We start from the raw sequence: 14,140 nt of genomic DNA on the forward strand, positions 1-14,140 counted from the left end.
CATTGACTGTTTATGACAAAAACAAAGCGAGGTTAAGCTTTGATCGTGCTGCACATCGCTATGACCAATCCGCTAAGCTCCAACAGCAAGTTGCCAACCACCTCATAGAACTAGTGAAGCAGCAGAAAACAACGGCTGCTGTAACGCTTGATATTGGGTGTGGAACAGGGCAGGTCACCGAGGCGATGTGTGAGCTATTTCCTCAAGGTGATGTGCTCGGTTTGGATTTTTCCAGACGAATGTTGGCACAAACCAAAACACGGCTTGCGCTTAAAGGTTTTGCAGCAGAGTTAATCTGTGCAGATGCTGATCACCCACCATTTATTAGTAATAGTTTTGATTTAATTGTCTCTAGTTTGATGTTGCAGTGGAGTAATAATCTTGGCAGCACGTTGAAATCGTATCAGTCCATGCTCAAAGATGATGGCAAGATGATTTTTAATACCTTTACCGATGGAACATTAACAGAGGTAAAACAAAGTTGGCGGGCTGTGGATGAGCAAGCACATACAAGTCAGTTTCTGACTAAGCAGGATTTGCATTCCATCGTTGAATCTGCGGGTTTTAGTCATGTAGAGATACTTTACGACACTATCACCATGACATATCCTTCGGTACGTGAGATGATCACGGAAATGAAGCAGATTGGTGCAAGTAATGCACATAAAAACAGGGAGCGTGGTCTGACCGGAAAGCAGCGATTTAACTCCTTTGAGCAGGCATTTGAGGATTTTCGCCAGCAAAACGGACAGTATCCATGCACCTGGAAACTTGCTTATGTCATTTGTAATAAATGACATTTTCTTTATAAAGAACCTTAACAGTCTGTAATTCCAATTAACGTACTTTTAGTGTAGTTTTTTGAAGTAATTTACTACTAAAATGGTTAATAGACTGACCTGAAATAAATTTGATGCTTCGCATCAAATCTTGCGTCAAGGGACTGATAGGTGTCATTATCTTTCCAGATGTAAGCGCAGAATATGTATGGTTTACCCAGCTATACACTAATGCGATTGTTTCCTAAATATTCTAAAGGTGAGTCGAAATGAGCGCATTGGCTATGACGCTGTCGATTGGTGTGTTTGTAATGCTGATTGTGATAGTGGCATTTATTTTCTCTGCGAAAAGTGGCCAGTATGACGATCTCGACGGATCAGCGCATCGCATCTTAATGGATGACGATGACCCGAGAATTCCGGGTAATGCCTCAAAACGTAACAACAAAGATAATAAAGCAAAAAACGACTGAATAGATTTTATCCCCCAGAATGAATTCGTCGTAACCCCGAAGTTGTTACCTGACAAGGTAATAACAAATAATGAATAGCCTATGGGTAGGCATTCAGATGACAAGCAAAAGGAGATTGTAAGTCATATGTCTGATAGAAGACTTCAAGTGTTTCATGCAGTAGCGCGGATGCTTAGTTTTACCAAAGCAGCTGAAGTTTTACACATGACCCAACCGGCCGTAACTTTCCAGATTCGCCAACTCGAGGAACAATTCGACACGCGTCTTTTCGATCGTGCTCACAATAAAGTGAGCTTAACGGATGCCGGACATCTGGTGTTTGAGTATGCAGAACGCATATTTGAACAATATTCTGAAATGGAAAACGCCATTAGAGAGATTACCGGAAACTTTAATGGATCACTCACAATCGGTGCCAGTACCACGATCGCTGAGTACATGTTACCTGCATTGCTAGGTGACTATAACGAAGAAAACCCTGAAATACGTTTGCGCCTCAGAGTATCGAATACTGAGGGCATTGTTTCGATGATAGAAAACAATGTCATTGACTTAGGTGTTGTCGAAGGCCCGGTGGCTAATAAAAATTTATTAGTGGAGCGTTGCCGAAACGATGACTTGGTGATCGTTGTACCACCTGGCCACGAGTTATTAAGTAAGTATGATGCAGATTCCGCAGGTCTTGATTTAAAGTCTGTGCTGGAATATCCGTTTATTTGTCGTGAGCCAGGCTCCGGTACGCGAGAAGTAATTACTGAATACTTACAAGAATCTGGCTTAGAGCGAAATTTACTCAAAGCGTGTCTTGAACTAGGTAGTCCGGAATCCATTAAAGGCGCAATTGAGGCCGGAATGGGTGTATCAATTTTATCGAGTGTTAGTATCGCTAAAGAGTTGAAACTTGGCACTTTACATGCGATTCCACTGGATCCTCCATTGAACAGAGAGTTTTCGTTTGTACGTCAAAGACAGAAGTTCAAAGTCAAAGCAATGGACGAGTTACTGGATTTCGCACGAAGCTACTGCGTGTCTGGAAAACCGTTAATTCGGGAGTAAAAAGACGTCTGTTCGGGTGACACCCATGCACTTTCCCTGTAAATTACCTGCTCAAGGATGAGAGGGTAATAGATAGTGATAAGCATGGGTGGAAACCTAACCAAAGAGCAACGCAAGTTGCTTAGTTGTTACAAAAATCTTTCATCAGCCGACCGGTCTTCACTGGTCGCATTTGCTGAATTTTTGGCGTCCAGAGAGATGCCTGAAGTTGAGGAAAGTCTGCCAGCTGCTAACCCTACTATTATTCCACGCCCAGCCGACGAGAGTGTGCCTAAGGCTATAAAACGATTAGCAAAGTCTTATCCTATGCTGGATGATGTGGAACTACTTCACCGGTGTTCGGCACTAATGAGTGAGCATATTTTGCAAGGAAGGGCTTCTTGCGAAGTAATAGATGAATTGGAGTTGCTATACAAGCAATCCTATGAACATTACCAGAACGATAATAAATGATTAAGCTGATCAATGATTGGTACACACGACACTTTTCAGACCCTCAGGTAGCGATACTAGCGTTTCTGTTGTTGCTGGGTTTTGGGGTTATTTATTTTGCCGGTAACCTACTGACACCTCTGTTTGCGGCGGTCATTATCGCCTATCTTTTAGACGGTGCCGTTGAATTCTTGCGTCGCTTTAAAATCCCTCAGTTTATTGCGATGATTTTCACATTCAGCCTGTTCATACTGTTTTTGTTGGTTGTGATTTTCATTCTTGCACCGCTGATGTTCAAGCAGACCACACAGTTCATGCTTGAGATCCCTCGCATGCTTGCGGAAGGTCAGAGTGTGATCATGATGTTACCGGAGAAGTATCCGCACATCATCTCTCAAGAGTTCGTGGGTGAAATCCTGACTAGCATAAAGAGTAATATCACTGCGCTATCGCAAAAGTTTGTCAGTCTTTCCGTTGCCTCTGTGGTAGACGTTTTCTCGTTTATGGTTTATCTGGTGGTTGTACCGTTATTGGTGTTCTTCTTTCTGAAAGACAAGAAATTGATATTGTCATGGTTCCGCAGCTTTTTGCCTCGCGATCGCGCGTTAGTTGCTACAGTATGGAGTGAAGTAAACGGCAAAATCACAGGTTATGTGCGTGGTAAGTTTATGGAGATCCTGATTATTTGGGTGATTTCATATATTACGTTTCTGATCTTTGATCTGAACTATGCCTTGCTGCTGTCTTTCACTGTTGGTATTTCCGTTCTGATCCCCTATGTGGGTGCAATCGCAGTAACGTTGCCTGTAGCGATCGTTGCTTATTTCCAGTGGGGTTACAGCTATGAGACTGTTTATGTGTTGACAGCCTATGCCATTATCCAGTTTCTGGATGGTAATTTATTGGTTCCACTATTGTTCTCTGAGATGGTTAATCTCCACCCCGCAGCGATTATTATGTCTGTATTGGTGTTTGGGGGACTATGGGGAGTGTGGGGCGTCTTCTTCGCTATTCCACTGGCGACATTAGTTCATTCTGTGATGAACTCGTGGCCTCGTCGGGTTCACAACGGCTAAATTGATATTATGGCTGATGCTTGGGTACAGCTCGCTGATCAACAATATCCATATCAATTCGTACGCTCGAAACGTGCTAAATATTTGCGTCTAAAACTGAGTCGCACTGGTGAATTAACCGTGGTTGTGCCGCAGTCAGTCAGTTTGAAACAGGCAAGTGAGTTTGCGGATAGTCAGGCTGCTTGGCTGGAGCGTAAACTCCCAGAAATAAAACAGTCTGAAATCGCTAGTTACAGCAAACCGTTGACGCTAGATTTGCAGTATGTCGGTGAAATCTGGACACTCAAATACCTCCCCAATGACGCTGCAAAATCTATTGAAGTAAAGCCCGATTCATCGCTGCTACAACTGACATGCTCCGGAGCGGTAGATGATAAAGCCTTGCTTAGTAAAGCAATTGGCTTGTGGCTAAAACCTAAAGCTGAGGCTGTTATTCCACAGCGCTTATCTTTTCTGGCAGAGACTCATGGATTTCATTATCGTCGTGTCACTATTCGCGGGCAGAAGACACGTTGGGGGAGCTGTTCAAGTCAGAAAAACATCAACCTGAATTATAAGTTGTTATTCCTGCCAGAAGAGGTGGTGGATTATGTGCTGGTTCATGAGTTATGCCACACTATTGAAATGAACCATTCTAAAAGATTTTGGGAGTTAGTGGCCGATTGTGATCCACACTACAAAGCTCATGATAAAGCCCTCAACAATTTTGCCAGATCAATACCAATCTAAGTTTTGCTCGATCGACTCAAATGAATCGCGCTATTGATTGCTGCCAGTAGGCTACCGGAGTCTGCACGCCCGGTACCCGCTAAATCCAACGCAGTGCCATGATCAACCGAGGTACGAATAATTGGCAGGCCTAAGGTGATATTCACAGCACGGCCAAAGCTGGCATATTTGAGCACTGGCAGACCTTGGTCATGATACATTGCGAGTACTGCATCTGCATGTTGAAGGTATTTTTGTGTGAATAAGGTGTCAGCGGGAAGTGCACCGACCAAGTCCATCCCTGCAGCTTTTAAAGAATCAATAACAGGTTGGATGGTTTCAATTTCTTCCATTCCAAGATGACCGCCTTCACCGGCATGAGGATTCAAGCCACAAACATAAACCCTAGGTCTCTCAAGTCCAAACTTCGTTTTAAGGTCGTGGTGTAACACTTCAATGACCTGTGTCAGCGAAGCTTTAGTGATAGCTGCACTGACATCCTTTAGGGGAAGGTGAGTGGTCGCCAAGGCTACCCTGAAGTCATTATCAGCCAGAAGCATCACTGGTAAAGGTGCTTTCGTCAGTGCTGCTAAATACTCGGTGTGGCCGCTAAATTTAATACCAGCATCATTGATAATACCCTTGTGCAAAGGAGCAGTGACCATGGCATCAAATTCACCACTCACACAGCCATGTGTAGCAGTATCTAATGTTTCTAATACATAGGGCGCATTGGCAGTATTTAGTTTGCCTGCTTTAACTTCAGCAGGACAATCAATATGAACAACCGTCATTTCACCTGCATTTGATGTCTGCCGCTCAGCGCTGGCATCATAAGCGATATACTTAGGTGACAAGCCAAGCTCGGAAGCCCGACGTTTCAGAACATTAGTGTCAGCAATGACCACGCATTGAGCGGGTAAAGCGTTTTGTGCAATCTGCAGAACCAGATCTACTCCAATGCCGGCAGGCTCGCCACAGGTAATTGCTAAACGAGGGATCATTTATGGTTTCATCCGGTATTCAATGAATGCACCGTTACGCAGACTCTGCACCCAGGCATCATAATCCTGCTCTTGTCGCTTACTGAGAATGGCCTTGCGTGCCTGCGTTTGTAAGGCAGCTTTAGTTGCATCTTCTTCACGACGATCCAGTACTTCCAGAATATGGTAGCCAAACTTGGTTTGTATCAGAGGACTGATGGTATTTAACGACAATGTTTCTGCAGCTTTGGCAAACTCAGGTACGTAACGTTGAGAGTCGCTCCAGCCCAGGTCTCCACCATTAGTTGCACTACCTTTGTCTGCAGAGTTGGTTCTGGCTAGCGTGGCAAAGTCGCCCCCTTGAAGTAGTTGTAGTCTGATTTTATCCGCTTTTGCTTTAGCGTCAGCCTCATTTGCCGGGATTAAAATATGACGAACACGGACTTGTTTTGTTTTCTTTTCAACACCGCCACGCTTTTCTACTAGTTTGATTACGTGAAAACCACGTGCGTCGTGAATCACATCTGAGATTTGGCCTTTTGCCATCGTATTGAGCTCTTTCAAATAAGCAAACGATAGTTGGGGTGCACTTTTCCATCCAATATCACTGGCAGTATTACCTGCGTAGCTGGTTTTCATAAAATCCGGACTGGTGAGCGCGAGTTTACGAAGCTGTACGGCATTACGGCGTGCTTGTTCAAACGCAGCGACCGTCGGTGGTTTCGGAGCCGGAATCATCAGATCCTGAATATGGTAGCTAATACCCTCGGCTAACTGCTGGGATTCTGATGCGATCAGGTCGTTGACTTCCTGATCTGATACCTGAGCAACTTTAGCCGACTCGCGACGCTTTAAACTATTGATGATAAGTTGATTAGCCAGATTTTTTCTGAAACCCTCATAATCAATACCTTCTTGTGCGAGAGCCTGTTTCATTTGTGATGGCGCAAGATTATTGCGCTGGGCAACATTTGCCATGGCACGATCGATGCTCGCTTCACTTGCGTTGATGCCGGAACGTTTCGCTGATTGTAGTTGGAGCTTCTCTAAAACCAAACGGTCCAGGGCCTGCTTGACAATGGATTGGCCACTTGATTCACCACTACTTTGCAGGCGTCTGGCAAGTTGTTCAACTTCACTGACCAGTACCACATCTTCGTTCACAATAGCTGCAATACTATCGAGCTTGGCGTCAGCTGCCTGAACTGAGACAGAGCTGGTCATAAGTGCTGCAGCTATCCATGCAAGCGCCTGAGAGGTTTTGTTTAGTTTCATAGTGTTTTTATTCGTATCCATAAGTTTTTTCCTGAAGAATGCTTCGGGCGCTGTTCCCGATACTTCCAAGGCCTTTGAGTTCCAGTTCAAAATATAGCGCATCATCGTATGTAATGTTATCTGATGTTAAATAACGGCGTGCCGTAATACGCGTTCCCCAGCAACAATCTTGATATTCAACCCCTGCTAATAGTTCCAATGAGCGATCATTGAACAAGTCATAATCTGCGCGACCAACCATCGACCATTTCTGGGTTAATGGCAATGAGAAGGATGCATCGATTTCCTCTACTTCGTCTTCCAGATTTTGATAACTAAAGTTCAGGATGCGCTTTTTGTCGTCCTGATAATTAATGCGTGCTTCTTTTGAAGACCAGTCTGTACTATCGGGATCCCATAACCAAGTGGTCGATAGTCGAGTTTTATCATTTAGGCGACCAGCGAGTTCAAAGGCGATATCAGAGCGGTTATTGGTCAGCGCGGACTCTCCCGGAAGGGTAACTTTGCGGTCATCAAAGTAAAAGACCTGTCCTGCACTGATGTTCAGCATTTCCTGACCTGTCTTTGGATTTTGCAGGCGGCTCGTCAAGGCTAGTGTCAATTGATTGGTGTCACCGATACGGTCTTTACCGGTAAACCGGTTGCTTGAAAACAGCTGAGTAGAGGTTGAAAAGTCGATGACGGATGAGTCAAATACGGGTATGTCGCTTTGATCAGTGTAGGGTGTATATGTATAGAATAAACGAGGCTCCAGAGTTTGTTTCAAGCCATTTTTTAATAAGCGCTCAAAAAACAAGCCTCCGTCTAAGCTATATGTTGGCAGATTCCGGCTCAGTGTATTGCCGCCCGGGTTATCCTGCAAATTGTACTGTGTCAGGCGATATTCCGCTGATGGCTTTAGGTACCATGCATCATTACCAAAACGTTTGGTCGCTTTTAAGCCGATATCGACTCTCATACCCGTTGGGTCGGCTGAGCCTTCAAAGTAGGTCGCTTCTGCTTCAACCGAAATATCTGTTTTGCTATATTTGTGAGGTGATTGATAACTGAATTTTGCTTCCGGAAGCTTGGCGTAAGGCTGGTAACTTGCATCCAATACCTGATAATCCAGCGCGGACAGACTGAAATCCCAGTTAGCTCCATCAATTGAATAACGCACCTCTCGTTCTAATGCTGATGTCGTGGATGAGACCAGACCATCACCCAAATCTGTGAAGTAGTCGTTATCAGAAACACCTTCCGCTTTCAGCGTTAGCTTGCTGCGCGGCCCCATGGTGTGCTCGTAACCGATCTTGAAATAGTCACGCCATTCATCATTGTACTTATCATCGCTTGGTAGTACCTGATATTCCACAGACCCTTTACCAAAATCAGACAAGAAGCGGAACTCACCATCAAGCTGCCAGCCACGCTCACTCAGTGCAGTCAGAGATAGCGTTGCATCGTAATTTGGTGCGATATTGAAATAGTAGGGCAGGGTGAGCTCATAGCCTGAGTGCTCACTAATGCCTGCCTTCGGTGATAAGAAGCCTGATTTTCGCTCGTTATCCAATGAAAATGACAGCCAAGGAAAGTAAAACAGGGGAACATTGCCTGCACGTAGAACGACATTTTCCGCTGTACCCGTCTTAGTTTTATTGTTTAAACTGATACTGCCAGATGATAAGTGCCAGCTTGGATCAGGCGCCGGACAGGTTGTGTAAGTTGCCTGACTTAACTCCAACTCGTCGGCATTTTTTTGCGTAATGGTTTTGCTTTGTCCATGGACATGCGAGCCTTCCACTTGGTACTTAGCATTTTCAATAGTGCCAGCCTGTTTCGCCAAGTTGTAATCAATCCTGTCACTACTGAAAGTGGTTTTGCCAGAGTTTAGGCTGACATTGCCTGAGGCATTGACCTGCTCTGTCTGGCGGTCATATCGGGCGTTATCTGCATTGAGTGTTTGCTGATTGCGTTGAATAATCACAGAGCCATCTAACTCAGATACACCTTGGCGACTAATTACACCATTGTCCGCTTCCAGATAGACAGCGTCCAAGTGAGGGTCTTGAGTGATCGTTTTACCAGCTGTTTGTGGTTTGGGAGGTTTGCAAACCGGGGGGTAGTCCTCAGCATGAGACGACACTGAAACGATGCTGCCAAGGAAGATCCATAGGTATTTATTTTTCAATCTATCCACCAGCAAATTCATCACAAGAATAATCACCCAAGATAGCAAAGCACATGCCTAATAACAATATTAAAGCGTTAGGTTTACGGACTCAGAAACGCGGGATTTGTTGAGGGATGTTACCGAAATCTGGAAAACCGGTCGGTGCCTGATTGGGGTATTGATAAGTCGGTGTGTAATAGTCTGTACCAAAGTTATCAAATCCACCATTTTGGTCAACGACATACGCCCCACCACCGGCCAGTGAGGCGGCCAATGCTGCGGCAGAAGCAATCTTAACGATGCTATAAGGACGCTCACCATGAATTTTTCCGGTACGACCATTGATGACGTAACGGTAGGTTTTACCTCTGTACTGAAACGCAGCTGACCAGATTGGCAACAATAGATGCTTGTATCGGGTTTGATCGTGCTCCGTTGACAAGTTAGTAATACGCTGCTGGTCTCCACCAATATCACGGCGAATGTCTTGGCGTATCGTGTAGTCCATAACTTGTTGTGCCCGTAAGAAACCTTCATCCACCGTAATTTGGTAGATTTCACTTCGAAAGCCGCTGAGGTATGCTTCGGAATAAGGCACTAGTTGAGATAAGTCCCAAGGTGCCAAATTATCAATAATGGTTCTGGGCAAGGTTTTACTGGCGCCAATCAGCACATCATCAAAATGTCGTGCTACTCTACCTGAGGTAGGTGTCCAGCGTATTCGAGGCACTTGCCTGACTTGTCGAACATTACGACCATTAACAACCGCATTGACGACCTGTCGTTGGTAGTAAACCGTACCACGTTGGCCCTGATAGTAAGTGCGTGTGTCACTATCATAAGTCCAGTATGGAAGATAAACACCTGTGAGCTTATCGTTGCGTTTGGCACGTGAATTCAAAGACGAAGGGGCGAACCAACGCGTTTTCATCCATTGATCAAAGATATCCAGTGCGCGATCATGACCGATGGTAAAAGGTAATAATGAGCGTGGGCGAATCGGACGTGACTGTTCCGTACCTGTGATAACAGGTGTGCCACAAAACGGACAATCACCGGCGTGCTCGTTGTCTTCGAGGCTAAACTGTGCAGCACATGAGGGACACTTTATAACCTCAACCTGCTGATGATTACCTGAGCGCCTCAAACGGTTAAGATCATGCAGCGCCTGTTGTAAATCGTATTCCTTGATTGGCTCAAAAATCACCGGGATTTCGTTTTTGAAACCACAGTGATCACATTGAAGGGACTGATGTTCTGGAGAATAGACCAGATCTGAGCCGCATCGTTCACAGGGAAAGTGCGATTGATTATTATCCATACTGATTAAAGCTTACTGAGGCAATGGTGGTGGAGTAGTCCGGTATTTGCTTAGCAGCTCAGTGAAGTAGTGATTCTCTTCCACTGCTTCCCAGTTTGCCATTCCCGTCGTCCATACTAGTGAGTCAGTCGTTAATGATCCGTTTTGCACCAGTTTGATTAGCTCACTCTGGTCGTATGGGCCTGTTGCTTGATTGTCGATAGATACATGCCACATCCGCTGGTGAGGCAGAGGAGGCGGTGTAGTCGTTTGATCATTATCACTTCCTGAGGAGGCAGACTGAGTCTTAGCATTTTGGTCACTGGTCATGTTTTGCGCCATTGCCAAACCAATCCCCATCTCTATTGCTGAAGAGGCGGTTGATGAGTTGCCGGATTCCATGCCTTGAGCAGCACCGTATTTCAGATATTTATCCAAGTCACCGACCATCCCCATGCTTGTTCGTTTATCCAGCGCTTTTTCAACTTCAGGTGGCAAGGAAATGTTCTCAACCAAAACCTTGGTGAGCTCAAGTCCGTACTGCTCAAATTCCGGAGAAATACGTTCAGTAATAAACGTGCTTAATTGGTCGTAGTTAGAAGCAAGGTCCAGTACAGGAACATTCAGCTTGCCCAGTATAGTTGCGTAGCGAGATGTAATTAAATCACGCAACTGGTCGCTGATTTCATCAATCGTGAAGTGCCCGTCAGTCCCTACGATTTCATTGATAAACTTGGTCGGCTCATTGATGCGAACGCTATATGTACCAAAGGTGCGTAGGCGAACCATATCAAATTCACTATCTCGCATCATAATTGGGTTCTTAGTGCCCCATTTAAGATCCGTAAACTGTTTGGTATTGAAGAAATAAACTTCTGCTTTAAACGGACTCTCAAAGCCGTGATCCCAATGCTGAAGTGTTGAAAGTACAGGAAGGTTCTTGGTTTCCAGCTGATACATGCCAGGCCCGAGGACATCAGCAATCTCACCTTCATTAACGAACACAGCAACCTGTGACTCACGTACTGTTAGCTTTGCACCATATTTGATTTCATTATTGTGACGCTCAAATCGATATACCATAGTGCCGCTTGAGTTATCCGTCCACTCAATAACATCAACGAATTCACCAAAAACCTTATCCCATAATCCCATGATCTCTACTCCTTATGATGCTTTGCTTGGTGCAGCATCAAGTTCTTCTTTACGGGCCTTTGCTGACATCAGGGCAGTTCTTAGCTCGCTCTCAAGATGTTGTAGTTCGGTTGCTGCTGATGCACGTTTCGCACGTCCTTCTTCCGCAATTTCCAGACTGTCGTTAATGGTGCCAATCAACTCTTGGTTCGCTTTACGTACTGACTCAATATCGAATACACCACGCTCCATTTGCTTACGAACTTCAACGTTTGCGGTGCGCAAGTTGGTTGCATTAGACTCCAACAGGTCATTGGTTAGGTCAGTGGCTTTTTTCACGGTTTCAGCCGCATCACTCATACGGAAAATGGTGACAGCCTGAGCCAATTGGTTCTTCCATAGTGGCACAGTGTTGATCAACGTTGAGTTAATCTTGTTGATTAGTGTTTTATCGTTTTCCTGTACCAAACGAATACTCGGTAAACTTTGCATAGCAACCTGACGCGTCAGACGTAAATCATGAATTCGACGGTCAAGATCATCACGAGCACTACGGATATCTCTTAAGGCCTGAGCAGCTAACATGTTTTCTGCATCAACTTCAGCAGCCTGCTCCATTGCCGGAATTTCATTCTCATTAAGCATGCGAAGTTTTTCTTCACCAGCTGCAATGTATAGTTCAAGCTTGTGGAAGTAGTCCAAGTTCGCATCGTACAGCTTGTCTAAAGATATGATATCAGTCAGTAACTGAGTCTTATGACTTTCCATGTGGTCAGTGATGTCGTTAATTTGCTTTCTGACATCATCATATTTGCTTAAAAACGCAACCACTGGCTTGGCTTTACCAAATAGAGCGCCAAAGATGCGCTCAAAGAAACCTTGCTCACGCGTTGGGTTAAGCTCGTCAACATCAAATCCTTTAATGGCAACAATCATGTCGTTGAGAGAAGCGCTGGCACCACCTAAGTCTTTGTTTCTGACACCTTCCAGCATGTTCTCAGAAATACTGCTCATTTGTTCCTGAGCCTTACTACCAAAAAATACGATACTGCTGCGGTCGTTTGTGTCTATTTCCTGAATGATTGCATCAAGCTCCTGCTTATCTTCAGCCGGTGCTTGTGTGTAGGCAACTATCTCCTGATTTATTGGCTTTGCCGGAACAATTTCTGTGCCAGGAATGATTGCAACATTGGTTGAAGTTTGTGTTGCCGTAGTGACTGTGTTTGCAGGTGTATCAGACATGCTAGTTCCTTATATTCGTGATCAATAGAGGTTGATAGTTATCGTGCTTCAACTTCAGTTATATGATGCCTTCGCGTTTTAATTGAGTTTCCAGTACTTCGATATTTACATCGAGATCAAAGCGATCTTGTTTTTTGAGTTTTTCGTGCTGTTCATCAAAGGTGCTTTCTATAGAGTTCAAAACGTTCTCAAAGTTGCTATCCAGCTCAACAGTAGTTGCTTCGTTGCGATGTGTCTTTGCGTAGCTTTCTGTGACTCTCTGCGTACCATCCAGATAAACTTTTAAGAATTTTCTGGCACGAGGTAAATCATTCGGGTCATTCTCAATGACTTCAATAATATTTCGTGCTTTGGCAATGATACGATCCAGATGCTGATCAAATTTTGCGTTGTTGATATTAGTTCTGGCGGACTCAATAGCATCAATCTTGATGTTAGCAGCTTCCAGTGCTTCAAACACCTCTTCCGCCGTCACACCAAACCCGATATTACCCGTCTTATTGCGTCGTGGATCAAGCCCGTAGCAAAGGTAGAAAGCGAGGAGGGTGACGCCACCGATCAGAACGCTACTGAACAAACCATAACCCGACGCAAGCCAAGCGGTGACGCCTGTTGTGACTGATAGCAGTAATGCCGCAACCGTCTTGTAGGGGGTACGGGGTGCGAGTGCTAGTTTTTTGTTGTTATATTGGTGTTCAACTTTGAAACCATGTCGGGCAATGACCGCAGCCAACATGAATGCAGCAAAGGCCCCGCCATTGATAATGGTCGCCCAGAAGTTTCCTTTAACTAAAGAAATCACAGCCGCCAACAGAACAGGCATTGGCATGAGATAAAGTAGTATGCCTTTAAGGCCTAACCGGAGTTGACCAATTGCATTTGAGTTGGGGGAGTAGCGCTTAGCGTTTGACATGTCAGCAAGCCTCTTAAAAGATCTGGATTAATGCTTGCAGGGAAACGAGTCCCAACGTAGCGGACAATAAGATGAAACCAATAGCACGTTGCATCGATTTTGGCATATGAAACTCCCTGAAATTATACTGCTATTATATATGCTCTATATGAGTGCTTATCAAGGGAAACTGGTTCAAATCATTGAATTTTGGATAAATTGTAGGGCTGACACAAATAAAAAAGGCGAGCTTCAAAAAGCTCGCCTCTAAACAGTTAAGGCGCGTAACAAGCTTAAAGCTTGATTGTCAGAACTATACCCCCGTAAATTCCTGACTACCTTTTCAAGTTCTTTGCTACCAGCAAACCGACTCCCCAATCATGGTCGATTTATTAGCCTTCACTTGAATGTCTCCACATGCGTACGACTTGTGATATACTGTTGAGTGTCATTAACAGCGTAATTGTAATTTTTATATCAAATACGTAAACAAGTAGTGCTGCTACCACAAACCCCGAGAAAAGCAGCTCATCCTGAAGACACGATTAGATTAAGTGAATTTGGCTGAATCCAACCTGAATATCGTTCAGCTAACGATTTAATTTGGATTGGCTTTGTTTATTAGTCCTCTTCAAGGT

13 protein-coding genes are annotated in these 14,140 nt (G+C 44.6%); 6 read left to right on the forward strand and 7 right to left on the reverse strand.

Going from position 1 to position 14,140, the window contains the following annotated elements:
- The first annotated feature begins 2 nt into the window (after window positions 1–2).
- From bioC to DKW60_RS13640, 6 genes are all read left to right on the forward strand, one after another.
- Window positions 3–797: a malonyl-ACP O-methyltransferase BioC gene (gene bioC, locus DKW60_RS13615; RefSeq protein WP_109838208.1), complete on the forward strand. Its 795-nt coding sequence runs from the start codon at window positions 3–5 to the stop codon at window positions 795–797.
- Window positions 798–1,048: 251 nt separating this feature from the next.
- Entirely contained in the window at window positions 1,049–1,252 is a 204-nt protein-coding gene (ccoS, locus tag DKW60_RS13620; protein ID WP_109838209.1) for a cbb3-type cytochrome oxidase assembly protein CcoS, read from the forward strand.
- A 126-nt stretch (window positions 1,253–1,378) separates the two neighbouring features.
- Window positions 1,379–2,308 carry a LysR family transcriptional regulator gene (locus tag DKW60_RS13625; protein ID WP_109838222.1) on the forward strand — a complete coding sequence of 310 codons (930 nt, stop codon included), beginning with the start codon at window positions 1,379–1,381 and terminating at the stop codon, window positions 2,306–2,308.
- 84 nt (window positions 2,309–2,392) lie between these two features.
- On the forward strand, window positions 2,393–2,761 hold the full coding sequence (locus tag DKW60_RS13630) for a Crp/Fnr family transcriptional regulator (RefSeq protein ID WP_109838210.1): 369 nt from the start codon (window positions 2,393–2,395) through the stop codon (window positions 2,759–2,761).
- Window positions 2,758–3,816 carry an AI-2E family transporter gene (locus DKW60_RS13635; RefSeq protein WP_109838211.1) on the forward strand — a complete coding sequence of 353 codons (1,059 nt, stop codon included), beginning with the start codon at window positions 2,758–2,760 and terminating at the stop codon, window positions 3,814–3,816. The genes DKW60_RS13630 and DKW60_RS13635 overlap by 4 nt, the downstream gene beginning before the upstream one ends.
- 9 nt (window positions 3,817–3,825) lie before the next feature.
- Window positions 3,826–4,545, forward strand: a complete 720-nt coding sequence (locus DKW60_RS13640; RefSeq protein ID WP_109838212.1) for a M48 family metallopeptidase — start codon at window positions 3,826–3,828, stop codon at window positions 4,543–4,545.
- Here DKW60_RS13640 and pdxA read toward each other — a convergent pair.
- The 7 genes from pdxA to DKW60_RS13675 all read right to left on the reverse strand — a co-directional run bounded on the left by pdxA (window position 4,542) and on the right by DKW60_RS13675 (window position 13,523).
- Window positions 4,542–5,528: a 4-hydroxythreonine-4-phosphate dehydrogenase PdxA gene (gene pdxA, locus DKW60_RS13645; protein WP_109838213.1), complete on the reverse strand. Its 987-nt coding sequence runs from the start codon at window positions 5,526–5,528 to the stop codon at window positions 4,542–4,544. The genes DKW60_RS13640 and pdxA overlap by 4 nt on opposite strands.
- A complete protein-coding gene (locus DKW60_RS13650; RefSeq protein ID WP_181389702.1) occupies window positions 5,529–6,803 on the reverse strand; it encodes a peptidylprolyl isomerase in 1,275 nt (424 codons plus the stop codon).
- Window positions 6,790–8,952, reverse strand: a complete 2,163-nt coding sequence (locus DKW60_RS13655) for an LPS-assembly protein LptD (protein WP_181389703.1) — start codon at window positions 8,950–8,952, stop codon at window positions 6,790–6,792. The genes DKW60_RS13650 and DKW60_RS13655 overlap by 14 nt, the downstream gene beginning before the upstream one ends.
- A 91-nt stretch (window positions 8,953–9,043) precedes the next feature.
- Window positions 9,044–10,255: a TFIIB-type zinc ribbon-containing protein gene (locus DKW60_RS13660; protein WP_109838216.1), complete on the reverse strand. Its 1,212-nt coding sequence runs from the start codon at window positions 10,253–10,255 to the stop codon at window positions 9,044–9,046.
- 12 nt (window positions 10,256–10,267) lie between these two features.
- Window positions 10,268–11,389 carry an SPFH domain-containing protein gene (locus DKW60_RS13665; protein WP_109838217.1) on the reverse strand — a complete coding sequence of 374 codons (1,122 nt, stop codon included), beginning with the start codon at window positions 11,387–11,389 and terminating at the stop codon, window positions 10,268–10,270.
- A gap of 12 nt (window positions 11,390–11,401) precedes the next feature.
- Window positions 11,402–12,610, reverse strand: coding sequence for a toxic anion resistance protein (locus DKW60_RS13670; RefSeq protein ID WP_109838218.1), 1,209 nt, complete (start codon window positions 12,608–12,610; stop codon window positions 11,402–11,404).
- 58 nt (window positions 12,611–12,668) lie between these two features.
- Window positions 12,669–13,523 carry a 5-bromo-4-chloroindolyl phosphate hydrolysis family protein gene (locus tag DKW60_RS13675; protein ID WP_109838219.1) on the reverse strand — a complete coding sequence of 285 codons (855 nt, stop codon included), beginning with the start codon at window positions 13,521–13,523 and terminating at the stop codon, window positions 12,669–12,671.
- Between the last annotated feature and the right edge of the window lie 617 nt (window positions 13,524–14,140).

Source organism: Leucothrix pacifica, from assembly GCF_003172875.1.
GTDB lineage: Bacteria > Pseudomonadota > Gammaproteobacteria > Thiotrichales > Thiotrichaceae > Leucothrix > Leucothrix pacifica.

Coding starts and splice junctions, on each gene's coding strand:
- DKW60_RS13625 (WP_109838222.1), top strand. CDS start 1,379: ATGTCTGATAGAAGACTTCAAGTGTTTCATGCAGTAGCGCGGATGCTT.
- ccoS (WP_109838209.1), top strand. CDS start 1,049: ATGAGCGCATTGGCTATGACGCTGTCGATTGGTGTGTTTGTAATGCTG.
- pdxA (WP_109838213.1), bottom strand. CDS start 5,528: ATGATCCCTCGTTTAGCAATTACCTGTGGCGAGCCTGCCGGCATTGGA.
- DKW60_RS13665 (WP_109838217.1), bottom strand. CDS start 11,389: ATGGGATTATGGGATAAGGTTTTTGGTGAATTCGTTGATGTTATTGAG.
- DKW60_RS13640 (WP_109838212.1), top strand. CDS start 3,826: ATGGCTGATGCTTGGGTACAGCTCGCTGATCAACAATATCCATATCAA.
- DKW60_RS13660 (WP_109838216.1), bottom strand. CDS start 10,255: ATGGATAATAATCAATCGCACTTTCCCTGTGAACGATGCGGCTCAGAT.
- DKW60_RS13670 (WP_109838218.1), bottom strand. CDS start 12,610: ATGTCTGATACACCTGCAAACACAGTCACTACGGCAACACAAACTTCA.
- DKW60_RS13635 (WP_109838211.1), top strand. CDS start 2,758: ATGATTAAGCTGATCAATGATTGGTACACACGACACTTTTCAGACCCT.
- DKW60_RS13675 (WP_109838219.1), bottom strand. CDS start 13,523: ATGTCAAACGCTAAGCGCTACTCCCCCAACTCAAATGCAATTGGTCAA.
- DKW60_RS13650 (WP_181389702.1), bottom strand. CDS start 6,803: ATGGATACGAATAAAAACACTATGAAACTAAACAAAACCTCTCAGGCG.
- DKW60_RS13630 (WP_109838210.1), top strand. CDS start 2,393: ATGGGTGGAAACCTAACCAAAGAGCAACGCAAGTTGCTTAGTTGTTAC.